Here is an 18538-nt window from a genome sequence, read left to right as displayed (position 1 = left end):
CACCCGGCCGGCCGAAGATCATCCGAGGAGACATGAGAACCGTGACGGACATCGTCGACGAGCTGAAGTGGCGCGGGCTGTTCGCCCTGTCCACTGACGAGGACGCTTTGCGCAAGGCGCTCGCGGACGGTCCCGTCACGTTCTATTGCGGTTTCGACCCGACGGCCCCGTCGCTGCACGTGGGGCACCTGGTGCAGGTGCTCACCGTGCGCCGGCTCCAGCAGGCCGGGCACCGGCCGCTGGCGCTGGTCGGCGGCGCCACGGGCCTGATCGGCGACCCCCGCCCGACCGCCGAGCGCACGCTGAACGACCCGGAGACGGTCGGCGGCTGGGTCGACAGGCTGCGCGCCCAGATCGAGCCGTTCCTGTCCTTCGAGGGCGACAACGCGGCCGTCATGGTCAACAACCTCGACTGGACGCAGCACCTCTCCGCGATCGAGTTCCTGCGCGACATCGGCAAGCACTTCCGCGTCAACAAGATGCTGACGAAGGACTCCGTGGCCCGCCGCCTGGAGTCCTCCGAGGGCATCAGCTACACGGAGTTCAGCTACCAGCTGCTGCAGGGCATGGACTTCCTCCAGCTCTACCGCCGCTACGGCTGCACGCTCCAGCAGGGCGGCAGCGACCAGTGGGGCAACCTCACGGCGGGCCTGGACCTCATCCACCGCCTGGAGCCGGACGCGACCGTGCACGCGCTGGCGACGCCGCTGATGACCAAGGCGGACGGCACCAAGTTCGGCAAGACCGAGGGCGGCGCCGTCTGGCTCGACCCGGAGATGACGACGCCGTACGCGTTCTACCAGTTCTGGCTGAACGTGGACGACCGGGACATCTCCCGGTACATGCGCATCCTGTCCTTCCGCTCCCGCGCGGAGCTGGAGGAGCTGGAGGAGCAGACGCAGGAGCGTCCGCAGGCCCGGGCCGCGCAGCGGGCGCTGGCCGAGGAGCTGACGACGCTGGTGCACGGCGCCGACCAGACGGCCGCCGTGATCGCCGCGTCCAAGGCCCTCTTCGGCCAGGGCGAGCTGGCGGAGCTCGACGAGCGGACGCTGGCCGCGGCCCTGTCGGAGGTGCCGCACATCCGGGTCGCCGAACTCGGCCCGGTCGTCGACCTGTTCGCCGAGGTCGGCCTGGTGGCGAGCAAGTCGGCCGCGCGCCGCACGGTCAAGGAGGGCGGCGCGTACGTGAACAACGCCAAGGTCGCCGGCGAGGACGCCGTCCCCGCCAAGGAGGACCTGCTGCACGGCCGCTGGCTGGTGCTGCGCCGGGGCAAGAAGAACCTGGCGGCGGTCGAGGTCACGACCGGCTGAGCGTCCGGGGCTCGGGGGCGGTTTCCGGTGCGGAGACCGCCCCGTCCCGTGCGCCCGCCGTCCCGCGCCGTCATCTGGGGACGCCGCGTCGCCCGAGGGCGGCGCGGCCGGGCCCCCGGTCTCGTGGCTGTCCCGGACGCGGCGTAACGTGGGACTTGTCCCGGTCCAGGGTCCCCGGCCGGCCGAGGGCGGACATGGGCGGGGAAGGTCCGATGCGGGCGGATGGTGGAATGCGATGCGGAAACAGCACGGCGGCAACGTCCAGGTGTTCCGGATCACCGGCGCCCGGACGGGGCTCCAGGAGGACGTCCGGGGGCGGCAGCGCCGCTACGTGATCTCGATGACGGTCCGCACGGTCTCGGTGATCCTCGCGGCCACGTTGTGGAACGTCGAACGACATGTGGCCATCGTGGCCCTGGTGCTCGGGCTGGTCCTGCCGTACATCGCGGTGGTGATCGCGAACGCCGGGCGCGAGAACGCGCCGTCTCTGCCGTCGACCTTCGTGACACCGCCGGCGCGCCCGATGATCGCTCCGCCGCAGGCGGCGGACGGCCGGGCGGAATCCGTCCCGGAAGACGCCGCGTCCGGCCCGGTGCCGGGGGCGCGGAGCGAGCCGGGCGAGCGGTAGGGCACCGCGGAGCTGACGGGAAGCGCGCACAAACGGAAGACCGAATCCCGCCAAGCTCAAGAAAAGCTCAGATCAATCATGTTGTTCCGGTGCCGGGCGCGGGGTTACCCGTGACATACTTCGTACGCGCTCCGCATCCCCCGTCGGAGCGACGGACCGACGCCGGGCAGCTCCCCCCGTGGCTGCTCGGCGTCGCCTTTTCTGTGTGCAGTGGTGAGACGAAGCTGTGAGTGACGAGACGCCGATCTGTTCCGCGAAGGGCTGCCGCGCCGACGCCGTGTGGGTGCTCGCGTGGAACAACCCGAAGCTCCACACGCCGGAGCGGCGCAAGACGTGGCTGGCCTGCGAGGAGCACCGCGAGCACCTGTCGCAGTTCCTCGGTGTGCGCGGCTTCCTGAAGGACGTGGTGCTGCTCCGGGAGTGGGAAGCCGGACGCGTCTGAGGGTCAGCCGCCGATCGCCGACATCGGGCGGTCCGGCTGGACGAACGACGGGTCGTCCAGGCCCGCCCCCGCCTTCTTGCCCCACATCGCCAGGCGCCAGATGCGGGCGATCTCCTCGTCCGGGGCGCCGGAGCGCAGGGCGGCGCGCAGGTCCGTCTCCTCGCGGGCGAACAGGCAGGTGCGGACCTGGCCGTCGGCGGTGAGGCGGGTGCGGTCGCAGGCCGCGCAGAACGGGCGGGTGACCGAGGCGATGACACCCACCACGTGCGGGCCGCCGTCGACCAGCCAGCGCTCCGCCGGGGCCGATCCGCGCTTCTCCTCGCCCTCGGCGGTCAGCTCGAAGCGGGTGCGCAGCGAGGTGAGGATGTCGCCCGCCGTGATCATGCCGTCGCGCTTCCAGCCGTGCTGGGCGTCCAGGGGCATCTGCTCGATGAAGCGCAGCTCGTAGTCGTGCTCCACGGCCCAGGCGAGGAGGTCGGGGGCCTCGTCGTCGTTGAGGCCCGGCATCAGGACCGAGTTGACCTTGACCGGGGTGAGGCCGGCGTCGCGGGCGGCGTGCAGGCCCTCGATGACGTCCTTGTGGCGGTCGCGGCGGGTGAGGGTCTTGAAGATGTCCGGGCGGAGCGTGTCGAGGGAGACGTTGACCCGGTCCAGGCCCGCCGCCTTCAGGGCCGCCGCCGTGCGCTTGAGGCCGATGCCGTTGGTCGTGAGGGACATCTGGGGCCGCCGGTCCAGGGCGGCGACGCGCTCCACGATGCCGACCAGTCCGGGGCGCAGCAGAGGCTCACCGCCGGTGAAACGGACCTCCTCGATCCCGAGGGACGTGACCGCGATGCCGATGAGGCGGACGATCTCGTCGTCCGTCAGCAGATCCGGCTTGGCCAGCCACTGCAGCCCTTCCTCGGGCATGCAGTAGGTGCAGCGCAGGTTGCAGCGGTCGGTCAGCGAGACCCTCAGGTCGGTGGCCACTCGGCCGTAGGTGTCGATGAGCACGTGGGCCCCCTCCCTCGACGCGGACGTGCCCGGAGGCAGTGTTCCCCCTCCGACCCCTGTGAGCCTACGTGACGGCACCGACATCGCCACAGGCGTCGATCCCACGACGCGCGGCGCGGCCGCCCCGCGGGGACCTGGAGGTTCCTACGAGGCGGCCGCGCGCAGCCGGTCGTGCTCAGTGGGCGCCGGTGCCGGTCAGGGACCTGACCTCCAGCTCCGCGTACTTCTTGACGTCGGGCTCCTCCTTGGACAGGACCGTGCCGAGCCAGCCCATGAGGAAACCGAACGGGATGGAGATGATGCCCGGGTTCTTCAGCGGGAACCAGGCGAAGTCCACGTCGGGGAACATCGCCTTGGGGTCGCCGGAGACGACGGGCGAGAACAGCACCAGGCCGACGGCGACGATCAGGCCGCCGTAGATCGACCACAGGGCGCCCTGGGTGGTGAAGCGCTTCCAGAACAGGCTGTAGAGGATCGTCGGCAGGTTGGCGGAGGCGGCGACCGCGAAGGCGAGCGCGACCAGGCCGGCCACGTTCAGATCGCGGGCGAGGGCGCCGAGGCCGATGGAGACGACGCCGATGAGGACGGTCGCCCAGCGGGCGGCGCGGACCTCCTCGGCGCCGGAGGCCTGGCCCTTGCGGATGACGTTGGCGTAGATGTCGTGCGCGAAGGAGGACGACGAGGCGAGGGTGAGGCCGGCGACGACGGCGAGGATCGTCGCGAAGGCGACCGCCGAGATGGTGGCGAGCAGGATCGCGCCCCAGGCCGAGTCGACGCCGCCCAGGTGCAGCGCGAGCAGCGGGGCCGCCGTGTTGCCGGACGGGTTGGACGCGATGATCTCGTCCTGGGAGATCAGCGCGGCGGCGCCGAAGCCGAGGGCGATGGTCATCAGGTAGAAGGCGCCGATGATGCCGATGGCCCAGTTCACCGACTTACGGGCGGCCTTGGCGTTGGGCACGGTGTAGAAGCGGATCAGGATGTGCGGCAGTCCGGCGGTGCCGAGCACCAGGGCGATGCCCAGGGAGATGAAGTCCAGCTTGGAGGTGCCGGTCGCGCCGTACTGGAGGCCGGGCTCCAGGAAGGCGGCGCCCTTGCCGCTGTTCTCGGCCGCCGTGCCGAGCAGGTCGGAGATGTTGAAGTTGAACTTCAGCAGCACCAGGAAGGTGATCAGGATGGTGCCGCCGATGAGCAGCACGGCCTTGACCATCTGCACCCAGGTGGTGCCCTTCATGCCGCCGATGGAGACGTAGACGATCATCAGCAGGCCGACCAGGGCGACGATGAGGATCTTGCCGGCGTCGGAGGTGATGCCGAGCAGCAGCGAGACGAGGACGCCCGCGCCGGCCATCTGGGCCAGCAGGTAGAAGATCGACACGACGATCGTGGAGGTGCCCGCCGCGGTGCGGACCGGGCGCTGGCGCATGCGGTAGGCGAGGACGTCGCCCATGGTGTAGCGGCCGGAGTTCCTGAGCGGCTCGGCCACCAGCAGCAGGGCGACCAGCCAGGCGACCAGGAAGCCGATGGAGTACAGGAACCCGTCGTAGCCGAAGAGGGCGATGGCGCCGGCGATGCCGAGGAAGGACGCGGCGGACATGTAGTCGCCGGAGACGGCGAGGCCGTTCTGGAAGGCGCTGAACTGGCGTCCGCCGGCGTAGAAGTCGGCGGCGTCCTTGGTCTGGCGGCCTGCCCAGACGGTGATGGCGAGGGTCGCGACGACGAACAGCGCGAACAGGGTGATGATCAGCGGGCGGTGCTCGCTGGCCTCGTTCGCGGCGAGAAGGGTCTGCTGTGCGGTGCTCATGCGCCGCCCTCCATCCGGGACTTGATGGCCTCGGCCTTGGGGTCGAGCTTCGCGGCGGCGTGCCGCGAGTACCACCAGGCGATGAGGAACGTGGTGACGAACTGGGCGACGCCGAGGACGAAGGCGACGTTGATGTTGCCGAACAGCTTGGTGCCCATGAAGCCGCCCGCGTAGTTCGACAGCAGGACGTACAGCAGGTACCAGACGATGAAGCCGACGGTCAGCGGGAAGGCGAAGGAGCGGTAGGAGCGGCGCAGTTCAGCGAACTCCGCGCTCTGATGCACCTCCGCGAACTCCTCCGGTGAGGGGAGTTTGTGCTGCTCTTTCGACGGGGGCGGTGCGTCGGTGGCCACGGAGTCTCCTCGCGAATGACGGAAGCGGTGTTGACGGGGGCGGGAGGCGAGTGTCCTCGCGCTCCTTGTTCAACGTCACGGCGGCACGCGAGGAGCGGTTCAACCGGCCGGCGTTCTTTCCGAAGTCGTTGTGGCAAAACATTGCTGGCCAGCGACAGCGCGGGATAGCTTCACCCTGCACCACCTCGTCATGTACCTGCCCGAGCACCACCTGTGCCTCGGGCCGGTTTCGTTTCCGGAGGATGTGGAGACCCCATGTCTCATCTGCGTTCCAGACGCCGGCTCGCTCTCGCCGTGCCCGTCGTCCTGTCTCTGACGGCCTCGCTCGGCTTCCTGCCGGCGGCCGCGTCGGCGGCCCCGCACCAGGAGCCGGCCACCCGGGCGGCGGACGGCCCGAAGCTGTCCTACGTCGTCAACACCGCGGTGGACCGGCACACGATCGCGTCGGTGAAGAAGGCCGTCGGGAAGGCCGACGGCTCGGTCGTGGCCACCTACGAGCGGATCGGCGTCCTCGTCGTCCACTCCTCGAACCCCGACTTCGCCGCGTCCATACGCAAGGCCCGCGGGGTCCGGTCGGCGGGTGCGACGCGCACGGCGCCGCTGGCCCCGGCGGGCACCACGGAGCAGGGCGCCGTCGAGTACCTGACGGACGCCCAGGCGGAGCGGACCGAGGCCGCGTCCGCGCAGACGCCCGGCAGCGAGCCCCTCGAAGCCGACCAGTGGGACCTGCGCGCGATCGGCGCCGACCAGGCCGCGAAGATCAACCCGGGCAGCGGCAAGGTCACGGTCGCCGTGATCGACACCGGCGTGGACGACACCCACCCCGACATCGCGCCGAACTTCTCCGCGGCGCAGTCCGCGAACTGCGCCGGCGGCAAGGCCGACACCAGCGAGGGCGCCTGGCGGCCGTACACGCCGGAGGACTACCACGGCACGCACGTCGCCGGTGAGATAGCCGCCGCCCGCAACGGGGTCGGCGTGGCCGGCGTCGCTCCCGGTGTGAAGGTGTCCAGCATCAACGTGACCGACCGGGCGAGCGGCCTCTTCTACCCGGAGAGCGTCGTCTGCGCGTTCGTGTTCGCCGCCGACCACGGCGTGGAGATCACGAACAACAGCTACTACGTCGACCCGTGGCTGTACAACTGCATGGACGACCCGGACCAGCGGGCCATCGTCGACGCGGTCAACCGGGCGCAGCTGTACGCCCAGCGCAAGGGCACGCTGCACGTCGCCTCGGCGGGCAACTCCAACCACGACCTGGACGCGGACGCGATCCTGGACGACTCCAGCCCGAACGACACCACGCCCGTCGAGCGCACCATCGACCCGCACGAGTGCTTCGACGTCCCGACCCAGCTGCCGGGCGTCGTCACCGTCAGCGCGACCGGCGTCCACAACGTCAAGTCGTACTACTCCACCTACGGCGAGGGCGTCGTCGACGTCGCCGCGCCGGGCGGTGACCGGCGCTACCAGATCCCGGACACGCCCTCCAAGGACGGCCGCATCCTGTCCACCATGCCGAACGGCGCGTACGCCTTCCTGCAGGGCACCTCGATGGCCGCGCCGCACGCCTCCGGTGTCGCCGCGCTGCTGAAGTCCAAGCACCCGTGGGCCTCCCCGGCGCAGCTGCAGGCGCTGCTGAAGGCGCAGGCCGACGAGACCGCCTGCCCCACCTCCTACGACCAGGACGGCGACGGCACGCAGGACGCGGTGTGCGAGGGCGGCGAGCGCCTCAACGGCTTCTACGGACACGGCATCGTCGACGCGCTGCGCGCGGTCAAGTGACCCGGCGTGCCTCTGAGACAGCCCGCACCGTCAGCTCGTACCGCGAACGAACTGGAGACACCATGACTGCGCCGCACGCGCGCTACCGCCGCGCCGTCGCGATACCGGCCGGGATGGCCATGGCCACGGCCCTCGCCTTCCTGCCGAACACCGCGGCCACGGCCGCCGAGGACGCCCCCGCGGCGGTCTCGGCCGACGCCACGCCGCTCAGCTACGTCGTCAACGTTAAGCCGGGTCACGGCACTTCGGCACACGTGAAGAAGGCCGTCGGCAAGGCCGGCGGCACGATCGTGACGTCGTACGACCAGATCGGCGTCCTCGTCGTCCACTCCTCGAACCCCGACTTCGCCCGGACGATGCGCGCGGTGCGCGGGGTGCAGTCGGCGGGGGCCACCCGCACGGCGCCGCTGCCCTCGGCGGCGACGACCGACCTGGGCACGCCCAGGACGCTGAGCGCGGCCGAGGTCGCGGACGCGGAGGCGGCGGCCGGCCAGGACCCGCTGCAGTCCCTGCAGTGGGACCTGCCCGCCATCAAGGCGGACCGGGCGCACGAGAAGTCCCTGGGCAGCAGCGAGGTCACGGTCGCCGTGATCGACACCGGCGTCGACGACACCCACCCCGACATCGCCCCGAACTTCGACCGCGAGGCGTCCGTCAACTGCGTCTCGGGCAAGCCGGACACCGCCGACGGGGCGTGGCGCCCGGCCGCCTCGGAGAGCCCGCACGGCACGCACGTGGCCGGTGAGATCGCCGCCGCCAAGAACGGCGTCGGCATGACCGGTGTGGCGCCCGGCGTGAAGGTCTCCGGCATCAAGGTGTCCAACCCGGACGGCTTCTTCTACACGGAGGCCGTGGTCTGCGGCTTCGTGTGGGCGGCCGAGCACGGGGTCGACGTGACGAACAACAGCTATTACACCGACCCCTGGTACTTCAACTGCAAGGACGACCCGGACCAGAAGGCGCTCGTGGAGGCCGTCACGCGCGCCTCGCGGTACGCGGAGCGCAAGGGCGCGGTCAACGTCGCCGCGGCGGGCAACGAGAACTACGACCTCGCCGCCGACGAGATCACCGACCCGTCGTCCCCGAACGACACCACCCCGGGCGAGCGGGTCGTGGACCCGTCGGAGTGCCTGGACATCCCGACCCAGCTGCCGGGTGTCGTCACGGTCGCCTCGACGGGCGCCAAGGGCATCAAGTCGTCCTTCTCCAACTACGGCCTGGGCGTGGCCGACATCGCCGCCCCGGGCGGTGACTCGACGGCCTACCAGAAGCCGGAGCCGCCGGCCACGAGCGGGCTGATCCTGGGCACGCTGCCGGGCGGCAAGTGGGGCTACATGGCCGGTACGTCCATGGCGTCCCCGCACGTCGCGGGCGTCGCCGCGCTCATCAAGTCGACGCACCCGTACGCGCCGCCGGCCATGGTGAAGGCGCTGCTGTACGCGCAGGCGGACGGCAAGGCGTGCACGGACCCGTACGACATCAACGCCGACGGCAAGATCGACGCGGTGTGCGAGGGCACGAAGAACCGCAACGGCTTCTACGGCTGGGGCATCGCGGACGCGCTGGACGCGGTGACCAAGTAGAGCTCGTGTGAGGACGGTCGGGCCGGGCGGGGACACCTGCCCGGCCCGCTTCGTGCCTGCGGCAGGATTCTTTGTCATGGACGTGTACGAAGATCCGGCGGCCTGGACCGCCGAGCCGGTCAGGTCCCGCCGGCAGTTGGCCCTGCGGTTCGCGGGGAGCGTGGTGTGGTTCCCGGTGGTGTGTGTGCTGTGGGCGGCGCTCGCGGTGACGTTCGTCGTCGTCGGCATGTTCGCCGAACTGATCACCGCGTTCAGCAGCTCCCTCGAACGCCGCCTCGTCGACTCCGTGGAAGCGCCGCTGAACCGCGTCGCCCGCCTGGCCTCCTGGTGCGTGTCCTGGCCGGAGCTGCGCCATGAGGGTGATGCCGGGTTCTACCGGGCGCGGGTGGACAAGGCGGTCGCGAAGCGGACCGCGCAGGCCTCGGCACCGGTCGGGCCGGGCCGGCCGAAGCCACCGTCGGAGTGCGCGATACCGCTGCGTGCCTACCGGGGCGTCGGCGGGTGGTACGTCGCCGAGGTGGCGCTGGCGCAGGGCTGGGAGCTGCGGCCGAGCGACGTCGGCAGGGAGGTGCGGCTGCGGTGGCCGGCCGCGTCCGGGGCCGGCTGAGTTGTTCTGGTTCTGTCCCGGCACCCGTTCTGGACTTGCCGCGCCCTGTGAAGGCTGGTGAAGATCCTGGGGTGACCTTGACAAGACCCACGGACGGGACTGCCGCCACGCACCGGGCCGTGCGGCGGGCCGGCGCGGGCCGTGCCGTCGCCGTCCTGGTGCTGGTGGCGCTGGGCGCGCTGATCCCGCTGCTCGGCCCGTCCACCGCGCTGCACGGCACCGGGGAGGCCGGAGCGCCCGGCGCCGGGGGCATAGCCCTGCTGCGCACGGTGCTGTTCGCGGCGCTGTGCATACCCGTCGGCGAGCTGTTCGTGAACCGGCTGGCGCGGTCCGTGCGGGGCCCGTTCCCCGAACCGGCCGTCACTCCCCCGGCCGTGCCGGGCACCACTCCCCCGGCGGCACCCCGCAGCTGGTCGGCGTACGCGGCCGTCGCCGGTTTCCTCGCCGCCCTCGCACTCGCCTCGGTGGTGGCCACGGGCAATCGCGTGCCGAGCGGTCCTTCGGACATCGACGTCGGCGGGCTGTACGCCTCCCGGGAGGGCACGCTCGCCCTGATGGAGGTCAACGCGTTCCTCGTGGCGGGGATGTGCGCCGTGTCGCGCCGACCGGGGACACAGGTCTGGCCGCTGGCCGCCGTCATCGTCGCCGAGGCCCTGCGCGCCCACCCCACGACCGAGTACACGCCGCTGACCGGCTCCGCCCTCACCCTCGTCCATCTGACCTGCGCGTCCCTGTGGGTGGGCGGTCTGCTGCACGCGCTGCGCACCCTGCGGCTGTGGCGGGGCGGGCACGGCCGGGAGGCGGGCGCGGCGCTGCTGGGCCTCTACGCGCGCGTGGCGGCCGTGCTGCTCGCCGCCATCACCGCGACGGGCGTGTGCAGTTCGCTGCGGCGGATGCCGCCCGGGACGATCCTGGAGCAGCTCACGACGACGGCGTACGGGCGCGTCCTGGTCGCCAAGGTGCTCCTCGTGGCCGTGGTCGCCGCGCTCGCCCTCGCCGCCCGGCAGCGGCTGCGCCGGGCGGCCGATCCCCTGACCGCCTGCGCGCCGGCCCGGGCGGAGGTCGTCGTCCTGGGGCTGGTGGTCGCGGTGTCCGCGCTGCTGACGGCGCTTCCGGTGCCCATCCGCTGGTGAGGCGGCGGCCTCACGCCACCCGCATCTCCCCGTACGTCACGGCAGGCGCCCGGCGGGCGTTGAGCGCCCCGAGCGTGCCGCCGGCCAGCAGCGCCTGCGCGGCGAGGTACGTGAGCATGATCCAGAAGTCGGGCCGGGGCGGCTGCGGCCAGGCGGCGACGCCGGTCGCGATGAGCGTGTCGGAGAGCAGGAACAGCGCCCCGCCGATCCCGGTGTAGAGCCCGAGCCGGAGGGCGGCGCCGTAGGCCATGGCGGTGAGCAGCAGGCTGTATCCGGCGACCGGCACGCGCAGGTCCGCAGGGAGGTCCGGCCACAGCAGCGCGACCGTGGTGACGAGCGCGGCGGCGTAGCCGAGGGCGAGGAGACCCGCACGCGCGCGTGGGACGGCGAAGCGGCTGCCGTACGCCGAGAAGAGGACGAGGTAGCAGACGTGCCCGGCCGCGAAGCAGGCCATGCCGGCGAGGAAGGCGGGCTCGGCGCCGGACAGCAGCAGGACGTCACCGCCCCAGCCGAACAGCAGGGCGGCCACCAGCGGCCGGGGTGCCCGGCGTACGGCGGCCCACAGCGCCAGGAGCGGCATCAGCAGCGGCTTGGCGACGGTGTGCCCGGCGTCGAAGCCGGCCGCGAGGCAGACGAGGTCGACGGCGGCGGCGAGCGCGAAGGCGGCGAGGAGGAGGCGGGCGGGGTTCACGCGGACGTGCCCTCGCCGACCTGGGCGCGTTCCCCGCCGGCTGCGCCGGCCGGAGCCGGGGCCGCGGGTGACGCCGCAGCCGTTGCCGGCGCCGGGACCGGCGCGGGCCCCCAGCCCGGACCGCGGAACACGCGCCCCGCGCGCTCCCGCCAACTCCGCGCCGCCCTGAGGTCCTTGGCGATGGAGACGTACTCGTGGGTCGCCACCTTGAGCAGGTTGTAGGTGTCGATGTTCTTCGTCAGCCCGTACCGGGGCCGCTCGGTCTCGGCGACGAAGGATCCGAACAGCCGGTCCCAGACGATGAGGATGCCCCCGAAGTTGCGGTCCAGGTAGCCGCCCTGGGAGGCGTGGTGGACGCGGTGGTGCGAGGGGGTGTTGAAGGCGAACTCGAACCAGCGGGGCAGCTTGCCGATGCGCTCGGTGTGGATCCAGAACTGGTAGACGAGGTTCGCGGAGGAGCAGAACGCGAGGGCGGCCGGGTGGACTCCGGCGAGCACGAGAGGCACGTAGAACGGCCAGGAGGTCAGGGACGTCCAGGGCTGGCGCAGCGCGGTGGTGAGGTTGAACTTGCGGCTGGAGTGGTGGACGACGTGGCAGGCCCACAGGATGCGGACGACGTGGTGGCCGCGGTGGGACCAGTAGTAGAAGAAGTCCTGCCCGAGCAGCATCAGCGGGACGGTCCACCACAGGACGGGCACCCGCAGGGGCGTCAGTTCGTACAGAACGGTGTAGAGCGCGACGATCGGTATCTTCCACAGGAAGTCGAAGGCGAGGCTGCCGAGCCCCATGCCGACGCTCGTCGCGGCGTCCTTCGCCTCGTAGCCCTCGGCGTCCTCGTCGGGGTGGAGACGGTAGCTCACCATCTCGACCACGGTGAGCAGCACGAAGGCGGGGATCGACCACAGCACGACATCGGGCAGGTTCGGCATGCAAGCACCGTAGGACCGCCGCCCCACTCCCGGCCAGACGTTGTTACCGACAAGTATTACCGACGGTACGCGCTTGCTTCTTGGCGATCTCCGCCAATCGCGCGGAACCGGCGGTCCCTCACCCCGGGGCCTGAGCATCGGTCAGACGTACGCCTTACGAACGGACAGATGGGACAAGACGCCTGAGGGGGCATCGGAAGGGGCGGGCGGACGCCCCTGGCCGACCGCGGTGTCAGTCGCGGCCCGTATCCTCAGGGACCATGCTCGAAGACCTCACGACCGCAGCGTTCTCCCCCACGTCGTGGCCGGCCACGTACCCCGAGGGATACGCGGTCGTCGACGTGGAGACCACGGGCCTGGCCCGGGACGACCGCATCATCTCCGCGGCCGTCTACCGGCTGGACGCGCGCGGCGAGGTCGAGGACCACTGGTACACGACGGTCAACCCGGAGCGCGACCCGGGCCCCGTCTGGATCCACGGGCTGACCAGCGAGGCGCTGGAGGGCTCGCCCCTCTTCCCGGACATCGCCGAGGAGTTCACGTCCCGGCTCCAGGGACGCGTGCTCGTCGCGCACAACGCCGTCTTCGACTGGCAGATGATCGCCCGGGAGTACGCGCGCGCCCAGCGCGAGGCGCCGGTGCGGCAGCGGCTGTGCACCATCGCGCTCTCCAAGGAGCTCGGGCTGCCCCTGCCCAACCACAAGCTGGAGTCGCTCGCCGCGCACTTCGGCGTCGTCCAGCAGCGGGCGCACCACGCGCTGGACGACGCGCGCGTGCTCGCGGAGGCGTTCCGGCCCAGCCTCCTGGCCGCGGCGGCGAACGACGTCCGGCTGCCGCTGCACGAGTGCCGGCCGCTGACCGAGTGGACGGACCGCCCGGCCACGCCCCGGATCGGGCAGCAGGCGGGGTACGGCGGCTACCGGCCCACGAGTTGGCGCCCCGCCCGCAAGCGGCCCGCCTGCCCCTACCCCAACCCCGGGCGGTACGAGCCGGGCGGGCGGCTCAAGCAGGGCATGCGGGTCGCCTTCTCCGGTGACACCTCGACCGAGCGGGAGCTGCTGGAGGACCGCGCCACCGAGGCCGGGCTGCACGTGGCCACGAGCCTGTCCCGGCTGACGAGCCTGCTCGTCACGAACGACCCGGACTCGGGCACCTCCAAGGTCGTCAAGGCCCGCCAGTTCGGCACGCCGGTCGTGGACGAGGCGGCGTTCGGGCAGCTCCTCGCGGACGTGGAGCCGGCGTCGCAGGAGTGACACGGGCGCCGGGGCCCCGACCGTACGGACGGGTGATTGCCGGGCGACTCGCCCGGCGCCCGCTCGCCCGGGCCGGGGGCCGCGGCTCACCCTGTGGCGCATGGCGACCTGTGAGGTTTGTGGCAATCAGTACGGAATGACCTTCGAGGTGCACGCGCAGGGCGTGGTGCACGTCTTCGACTGCTTCGCCTGCGCGATCCACCGCATGGCCCCCATCTGCGAGCACTGCCGGGTGCAGATCATCGGGCAGGGCGTGGAGGCCGAGGGTCACTGGTACTGCGGCGCCCACTGCGCCCGCGCGGAGGGAAAGGCGGGAATTGTCGACAAGGTGTAACCCCGTACCCGCCTGAATGCACCCCACGACCGAGTTGTACGGTCGTGGGGTGTACCGCTTCCTGTTGTCCCGGCAGTGGGTGATCCTCACGCTGGTCGCCCTGCTCCTCATCCCCACGATGATCAGGCTGGGCATCTGGCAGATGCACCGCTACGACGAGCGCACCGCCCGGAACCAGCGCGTCGCCGACGCCCTGGCCGCGAAGCCGGTGCCCGTGGAGACGCTGACCGGGCCGGGGCACACCGTCACCAGCGCCGAGCGCTACCGCACGGTGACCGCGACGGGCCGCTTCGACGCCGAGGACGAGGTCGTCGTCCGCCGCCGCACCAACTCCGACGACAAAGTCGGCTACCACGTCCTGACCCCCTTCGTCCTCGGCGACGGCAAGGTCCTGCTGGTCAACCGGGGCTGGATCCCCGCGGACCGCGCCGGCCAGACCGCCACCCCGAAGATCCCCGCCCCGCCGGCCGGCGAGCTGACGATCAAGGGCCGGCTGATGCCCGACGAGACGACCGAGGCCAGCGGCATCAAGAACCTCCAAGGGCTCCCCGACCGGCAGATCATGCTGATCAACAGCGAGCAGGAGGCGCGGCGTCTGGACGCCCGGGTGCTCGGCGGCTACCTCGCCCAGACGGCCCCCGAGCCCCGCGGCGACACCCCCGAGCTGCTGGGGAACCCCGGCAAGGAGGACGCCGCGCTGAACTACGCCTACGCCGTCCAGTGGTGGCTGTTCGCCGCGGCCGTCCCGGTCGGCTGGGTGATCCTGGCCCGTCGCGAGGCCCGCGACCGGGCCCAGGCGTCCGCCGCCCCTGCGGGGGACCGTGAGTCGGAGCCGGCCACGGCGTGACGCCGCCGGCCCGGTGTGCCGGCCGTGGTCAGCCCGCCCGGTGTGCCGGCCGTGGTCAGCCCGCCCGGTGTGCCGGCCGTGGTCAGCCGGCCCGGCCGTCCCGCCAGTAGAGGAAGGTCCGTTCCGGTTCGGGCAGCAGGTTCCACGGATGACGCGTCATGTGGCGGCCGACGCGCCGCAGGACGAGTGCGGCGTCGGCCGGGCGGTGGGCACGGGTCAGGGCGAAGGCCAGGAGGTTCAGGTCGGCCACCGCTTCGGCATGGGGCGTGACGGGCGCGTGGAACCAGCCGGCGAGGGCCCGGTCGAGCTCGTCGGCCGCCCGGAGCTCGTTCCAGTGACCGCCCGCGCCGACGGCGGCGAGGCCCGTCAGGCCCTGGCGATGGGCGGCGAGTTCCACACGGGCCGCCACCGGCAGCACGGCGAGCGGCGAGCCCTGCGGGGCCTGGGCCGCGCTCTGCCAGGCGAAGTCCAGCATGTCGGGCAGCGTGCCGTGGGCGCGCGGCGACAGGTAGCGCAGCATCCGGTGGTAGGCGCCCCGGTGCCACGGTGCGCGGTTGACGGCCTCGGTCCACACGGGCACGGCGTCACGGACGGGCACGGCACAGGCGTGCATGAGCGAGAGCAGAGCCAGCCAAGGGGTCGGGTCCCCGGGGCAGGCGTCGGCAGCGCGCAGACACGCCCGTTCGGTCTGGCGCGCGGTGGCAGCGTCACCGGCCGCGACCCTGGCCACCGCGGCGCAGGCGGACAGCAACAGCGCGTCGCCGTCGCCCGGCCGGTCGGCCGCCCAGCGCTCGGGGATCACGGCCGGTATGTTCCGGGCGAGGACCGACACCCGGTGGGCCCTGCGGTCCCAGTCCCATCCCGTGGCGCGCAGCAGCCGGGCCGCGGGCTCCCAGACGGGCCGGCTGCTGCCCGCGCCGAGCCCGTGCAGCTGCGGAGCCGGCCGCAGCTCGGTGAGGGTCGCGTGCAAGAGGTCGTCGTCGAGGGCGGGGCGGACCAGCGGGGAATGACGGCGTCTGAACATCTCGGTCGGAACATCTCCGTCTCGGCGGCGGTGGAGCGGAGCGAGGTCGGGTGCGCGACGGGCGTGCCGTCAGGGCTGGGTGGGGGCACGCCCGCCGCGCGGCCGGGAACCGCGCGGCGGGGGAACGCCGTGCGGGGGTCAGCAGCAGCGGCCGGGCGACTCGCACTCGCGCCGCGTGGTGCGCATCCGCTGGTACTCGCGCCGGGTCGGCAGCGGAGCGTGCGGGTGGTGGCGCCGGTGCCGCTCGCAGTAGCGGTCGTACTCCGTCTCGCCGCTCAGCTCGCGCACGTACCAGAGCACGATGCCCAGCATCCTGCGCACCGTGTTCACGGGCCTGCCTCCACCAGCGGCTCGGTGCCGCGCTGTTCGGGGACGTCGATGCGGGAGGCGACGTACGGGGCCTCGGTCGTCGGCAGGGGCTCGGAGGACCGGACGGCGCGGACGCACACCACCGCGCAGTTGACCAGGACGATGAGGACCAGCAGCAGGAAGATCGCCATGATCACGCCGTCGACGGTGTTGTTGAGGACGATGGTGTGCATGTCGTCCATGTCCGTGGCGCCCGGCAGCAGCGTGCCGGCCTCGATGGCGTCCGCGTAGACGTCACGCTGGGCGAAGAAACCGATCTTGGGGTCGTCGGAGAAGATCTTCTGCCAGCCGGCGGTGAAGGTGACGGCGACGTCCCAGGCCAGCGGGATGCCCGTGACCCACGCCCAGCGCAGTTTGCCCGCCTTGATCAGCATGGTGGTGGTGACGGCCAGGGCGACCGCGGCCAGCAGCTGGTTGGCGATCCCGAACAGGGGGAAGAGCTGCTTGATGCCGCCGAGCGGGTCGGTGACTCCGGCGTACAGGAAGTAGCCCCAGGCTCCGACGACCAGAGCGCTGGTGATCCAGATGCCGGGCTTCCAGGTGACGCGGCCGATCGGCTTCCAGACGTTGCCCAGCATGTCCTGGAGCATGAAGCGGCCCACGCGGGTGCCCGCGTCCACCGTGGTGAGGATGAACAGGGCCTCGAACATGATGGCGAAGTGGTACCAGAAGGCCTTCATCCCCGCCCCGCCGAACACCCCGGCGAAGATCTCCGACATCCCGACGGCCAGCGTGGGCGCACCACCGGAGCGGCCGACCAGCGTCTCCTCCTCGACGGCCCGGGCGGCCGCGGCGAGTTGGTCCGGGGTGATGCTGAAGCCGAGATTCTTCACCGCTTCCGACGCGGTCTCCACCGTCGGGCCGAGCAGCGCGGCAGGGGAGTTCATCGCGTAGAACAGGCCCGGTTCCAGGACACAGGCCGCGATCAGGGCCATGACGGCGACGAAGGACTCCGTGAGCATGGAGCCGTACCCGATCAGCCGGACCTGGGACTCCTTCTGGATCAGCTTGGGGGTGGTACCGGAGGAGACCAGCGCGTGGAAGCCGGACAGGGCGCCGCAGGCGATGGTGATGAACAGGAAGGGGAACAGGGATCCGGCGAAGACCGGTCCGGCGCCCGTCGAGGCGAACTCGGTCACCGGCTCCGCCCTGAGGTTCGGAGCAGCGATCACCACACCCACGGCCATCAGGGCGATGGTGCCGACCTTCATGAACGTCGACAGGTAGTCACGCGGCGCCAGCAGCATCCACACCGGGAGCACCGAGGCCACGAAGCCGTAGCCGATGAGGCAGAAGACCAGGGTCTCGGGGCTCCAGACGAAGTACTGGGCCAGTGAGGACTCCTGGATCCAGCCGCCACCGAGGATGGCGAGCAGCAGCAGTGCCACGCCGATGAAGCTGGTCTCGACGACCTGCCCGGGCCGCAGGTAGCGCAGGTAGAAGCCCATGAAGAGGGCGATGGGGATGGTCATGGCGACCGAGAAGGTGCCCCAGGGCGACTCGGCCAGCGCGTTGACGACGACCATGGCCAGCACCGCGAGCAGGATGATCATGATGGCGAAGACACCGATCAGTGCCGCCGCACCGCCCACCCTGCCGATCTCGTCCCGGGCCATCTGGCCGAGGCTCTTGCCGTCCCGGCGCATGGAGAGGAACAGGACGATCATGTCCTGGACCGCGCCGGCGAAGATCACGCCCACGATGATCCAGATCGTGCCCGGCAGATAGCCCATCTGCGCGGCCAGCACCGGACCCACCAGCGGACCGGCGCCGGCGATCGCCGCGAAGTGGTGGCCGAAGAGCACCCGGCGGTCGGTCGGGTGGTAGTCGACTCCGTCCTCCAGCCGCTCGGCCGGGGTGGCGCGGGTGTCGTCGACCTCCAGGACCCGGCGGGCGATGAACCGCGAGTAGAAGCGGTAGCCGATGGCGTAGGAACCGAGGGCCGCCATCACCAGCCACACGGCGGAGATCTCCTCGCCGCGGGAGAGCGCGAGGACTCCCCAGCCGACCGCGCCGGCCAGCGCGACGGCCGTCCAGGTGAGGATCGATCCGGGGGTCGTGCGGGACCGCCGGGGCGGTGGGCCGTCCGCCGCCGGCGGAGCGGATCCGGGCATGGCTGACGTAGGCATGGCGACTCCTCACCTGGAAGGTGTGTGGGACGGTGCGCGAGGTGTTCCGAAGCGGTATGCGGAGCGTTACGGGTGCGGGCGGTGGCGCGGGTCAAGGGCCGTGACGGTCGTCGCGCCGGCTCAGCGCGTAGGCCGCCAGCAGGCAGAGGCCGCACCCCGGCACCCAGGCGAGCTGGTACCAGTAGAAGAACGGCGTTCCCGCCAGCCGTGGGCTCTCACCGGCGTACCAGGGGACCCACAGCAGTCCCGCAGCGGGGGCGAGCAGCAGCAGGGTGACGGCTACCCGTCGTAGCCGCGGATGTCCGATCCGTGCCATGACCTGTGCTC

The 18538-nt window shown here is 71.8% G+C and carries 19 protein-coding genes; 10 read left to right on the top strand and 9 right to left on the bottom strand.

The features are described 5' to 3' along the window. Positions 1-41: 41 nt before the first annotated feature. The 3 genes from tyrS to ABZY20_RS03475 all read left to right on the top strand — a co-directional run bounded on the left by tyrS (position 42) and on the right by ABZY20_RS03475 (position 2380). Positions 42-1310, top strand: a complete 1269-nt coding sequence (gene tyrS, locus ABZY20_RS03485; RefSeq protein ID WP_356436035.1) for a tyrosine--tRNA ligase — start codon at positions 42-44, stop codon at positions 1308-1310. A gap of 235 nt (positions 1311-1545) precedes the next feature. Beyond that, positions 1546-1938: a DUF3099 domain-containing protein gene (locus ABZY20_RS03480; protein WP_356435891.1), complete on the top strand. Its 393-nt coding sequence runs from the start codon at positions 1546-1548 to the stop codon at positions 1936-1938. Between the two features lie 226 nt (positions 1939-2164). Then, the gene (locus tag ABZY20_RS03475) at positions 2165-2380 is read left to right on the top strand and encodes a hypothetical protein (RefSeq protein WP_356435888.1); all 216 of its coding nucleotides are present in this window, start codon (positions 2165-2167) and stop codon (positions 2378-2380) included. A gap of 3 nt (positions 2381-2383) precedes the next feature. Here the strand turns inward: ABZY20_RS03475 and moaA are convergent, their stop codons facing one another. The 3 genes from moaA to ABZY20_RS03460 form a co-directional block, all read right to left on the bottom strand. Further along, positions 2384-3373, bottom strand: a complete 990-nt coding sequence (gene moaA, locus ABZY20_RS03470; RefSeq protein ID WP_356435886.1) for a GTP 3',8-cyclase MoaA — start codon at positions 3371-3373, stop codon at positions 2384-2386. A 175-nt stretch (positions 3374-3548) separates the two neighbouring features. Beyond that, entirely contained in the window at positions 3549-5174 is a 1626-nt protein-coding gene (locus tag ABZY20_RS03465; protein WP_356435884.1) for a cation acetate symporter, read from the bottom strand. Beyond that, positions 5171-5527: a DUF485 domain-containing protein gene (locus ABZY20_RS03460; protein WP_356435882.1), complete on the bottom strand. Its 357-nt coding sequence runs from the start codon at positions 5525-5527 to the stop codon at positions 5171-5173. The genes ABZY20_RS03465 and ABZY20_RS03460 overlap by 4 nt, the downstream gene beginning before the upstream one ends. A gap of 255 nt (positions 5528-5782) precedes the next feature. Here ABZY20_RS03460 and ABZY20_RS03455 point away from each other — a divergent pair, with 255 nt between their 5' ends. From ABZY20_RS03455 to ABZY20_RS03440, 4 genes are all read left to right on the top strand, one after another. Then, positions 5783-7312, top strand: a complete 1530-nt coding sequence (locus ABZY20_RS03455) for a S8 family serine peptidase (RefSeq protein ID WP_356435879.1) — start codon at positions 5783-5785, stop codon at positions 7310-7312. Positions 7313-7374: 62 nt separating this feature from the next. Next, entirely contained in the window at positions 7375-8895 is a 1521-nt protein-coding gene (locus tag ABZY20_RS03450; RefSeq protein WP_356435877.1) for a S8 family serine peptidase, read from the top strand. Positions 8896-8971: 76 nt separating this feature from the next. Then, positions 8972-9502: a hypothetical protein gene (locus tag ABZY20_RS03445; RefSeq protein WP_356435874.1), complete on the top strand. Its 531-nt coding sequence runs from the start codon at positions 8972-8974 to the stop codon at positions 9500-9502. Between the two features lie 71 nt (positions 9503-9573). Next, positions 9574-10635: a CopD family protein gene (locus ABZY20_RS03440; protein WP_356435871.1), complete on the top strand. Its 1062-nt coding sequence runs from the start codon at positions 9574-9576 to the stop codon at positions 10633-10635. 10 nt (positions 10636-10645) lie between these two features. On the opposite strand, the gene ABZY20_RS03435 is transcribed toward ABZY20_RS03440, so the two are convergent. Then, on the bottom strand, positions 10646-11326 hold the full coding sequence (locus tag ABZY20_RS03435) for a lysoplasmalogenase (RefSeq protein ID WP_356435868.1): 681 nt from the start codon (positions 11324-11326) through the stop codon (positions 10646-10648). Further along, entirely contained in the window at positions 11323-12255 is a 933-nt protein-coding gene (locus tag ABZY20_RS03430; protein ID WP_356435865.1) for a sterol desaturase family protein, read from the bottom strand. The genes ABZY20_RS03435 and ABZY20_RS03430 overlap by 4 nt, the downstream gene beginning before the upstream one ends. A 260-nt stretch (positions 12256-12515) precedes the next feature. Between ABZY20_RS03430 and ABZY20_RS03425 the strand changes: the two genes are divergently transcribed. The 3 genes from ABZY20_RS03425 (at position 12516) to ABZY20_RS03415 (ending at position 14689) form a co-directional block, all read left to right on the top strand. Beyond that, a complete protein-coding gene (locus ABZY20_RS03425) occupies positions 12516-13508 on the top strand; it encodes a DEDDh family exonuclease (RefSeq protein ID WP_356435863.1) in 993 nt (330 codons plus the stop codon). A gap of 100 nt (positions 13509-13608) precedes the next feature. Further along, positions 13609-13842, top strand: coding sequence for a hypothetical protein (locus ABZY20_RS03420; RefSeq protein WP_356435861.1), 234 nt, complete (start codon positions 13609-13611; stop codon positions 13840-13842). A 49-nt stretch (positions 13843-13891) separates the two neighbouring features. Beyond that, on the top strand, positions 13892-14689 hold the full coding sequence (locus ABZY20_RS03415) for an SURF1 family protein (RefSeq protein ID WP_356435860.1): 798 nt from the start codon (positions 13892-13894) through the stop codon (positions 14687-14689). A gap of 82 nt (positions 14690-14771) precedes the next feature. Here the strand turns inward: ABZY20_RS03415 and ABZY20_RS03410 are convergent, their stop codons facing one another. The 4 genes from ABZY20_RS03410 to ABZY20_RS03395 all read right to left on the bottom strand — a co-directional run bounded on the left by ABZY20_RS03410 (position 14772) and on the right by ABZY20_RS03395 (position 18527). After that, the gene (locus ABZY20_RS03410) at positions 14772-15713 is read right to left on the bottom strand and encodes a hypothetical protein (RefSeq protein WP_356435857.1); all 942 of its coding nucleotides are present in this window, start codon (positions 15711-15713) and stop codon (positions 14772-14774) included. Positions 15714-15851: 138 nt separating this feature from the next. Continuing rightward, positions 15852-16025 carry a YbdD/YjiX family protein gene (locus ABZY20_RS03405; protein ID WP_356436032.1) on the bottom strand — a complete coding sequence of 58 codons (174 nt, stop codon included), beginning with the start codon at positions 16023-16025 and terminating at the stop codon, positions 15852-15854. A 14-nt stretch (positions 16026-16039) separates the two neighbouring features. Next, on the bottom strand, positions 16040-18211 hold the full coding sequence (locus ABZY20_RS03400) for a carbon starvation CstA family protein (RefSeq protein WP_356435855.1): 2172 nt from the start codon (positions 18209-18211) through the stop codon (positions 16040-16042). Between the two features lie 91 nt (positions 18212-18302). Continuing rightward, positions 18303-18527, bottom strand: a complete 225-nt coding sequence (locus tag ABZY20_RS03395; RefSeq protein ID WP_356435852.1) for a DUF3311 domain-containing protein — start codon at positions 18525-18527, stop codon at positions 18303-18305. Positions 18528-18538 lie beyond the last annotated feature (11 nt).

This window comes from Streptomyces sp. NPDC006624 (assembly GCF_040611555.1).
GTDB lineage: Bacteria > Actinomycetota > Actinomycetes > Streptomycetales > Streptomycetaceae > Streptomyces.
The sequence above is the reverse complement of the archived record's forward strand: the minus strand, read 5'-3'. Positions and strand labels throughout refer to the sequence as shown.

Coding starts and splice junctions, on each gene's coding strand:
- ABZY20_RS03400 (WP_356435855.1), bottom strand. CDS start 18,211: ATGCCTACGTCAGCCATGCCCGGATCCGCTCCGCCGGCGGCGGACGGC.
- ABZY20_RS03410 (WP_356435857.1), bottom strand. CDS start 15,713: ATGTTCAGACGCCGTCATTCCCCGCTGGTCCGCCCCGCCCTCGACGAC.
- ABZY20_RS03445 (WP_356435874.1), top strand. CDS start 8,972: ATGGACGTGTACGAAGATCCGGCGGCCTGGACCGCCGAGCCGGTCAGG.
- ABZY20_RS03480 (WP_356435891.1), top strand. CDS start 1,546: ATGCGGAAACAGCACGGCGGCAACGTCCAGGTGTTCCGGATCACCGGC.
- ABZY20_RS03420 (WP_356435861.1), top strand. CDS start 13,609: ATGGCGACCTGTGAGGTTTGTGGCAATCAGTACGGAATGACCTTCGAG.
- ABZY20_RS03465 (WP_356435884.1), bottom strand. CDS start 5,174: ATGAGCACCGCACAGCAGACCCTTCTCGCCGCGAACGAGGCCAGCGAG.
- ABZY20_RS03425 (WP_356435863.1), top strand. CDS start 12,516: ATGCTCGAAGACCTCACGACCGCAGCGTTCTCCCCCACGTCGTGGCCG.
- ABZY20_RS03405 (WP_356436032.1), bottom strand. CDS start 16,025: ATGCTGGGCATCGTGCTCTGGTACGTGCGCGAGCTGAGCGGCGAGACG.
- ABZY20_RS03455 (WP_356435879.1), top strand. CDS start 5,783: ATGTCTCATCTGCGTTCCAGACGCCGGCTCGCTCTCGCCGTGCCCGTC.
- ABZY20_RS03395 (WP_356435852.1), bottom strand. CDS start 18,527: ATGGCACGGATCGGACATCCGCGGCTACGACGGGTAGCCGTCACCCTG.
- ABZY20_RS03450 (WP_356435877.1), top strand. CDS start 7,375: ATGACTGCGCCGCACGCGCGCTACCGCCGCGCCGTCGCGATACCGGCC.
- ABZY20_RS03430 (WP_356435865.1), bottom strand. CDS start 12,255: ATGCCGAACCTGCCCGATGTCGTGCTGTGGTCGATCCCCGCCTTCGTG.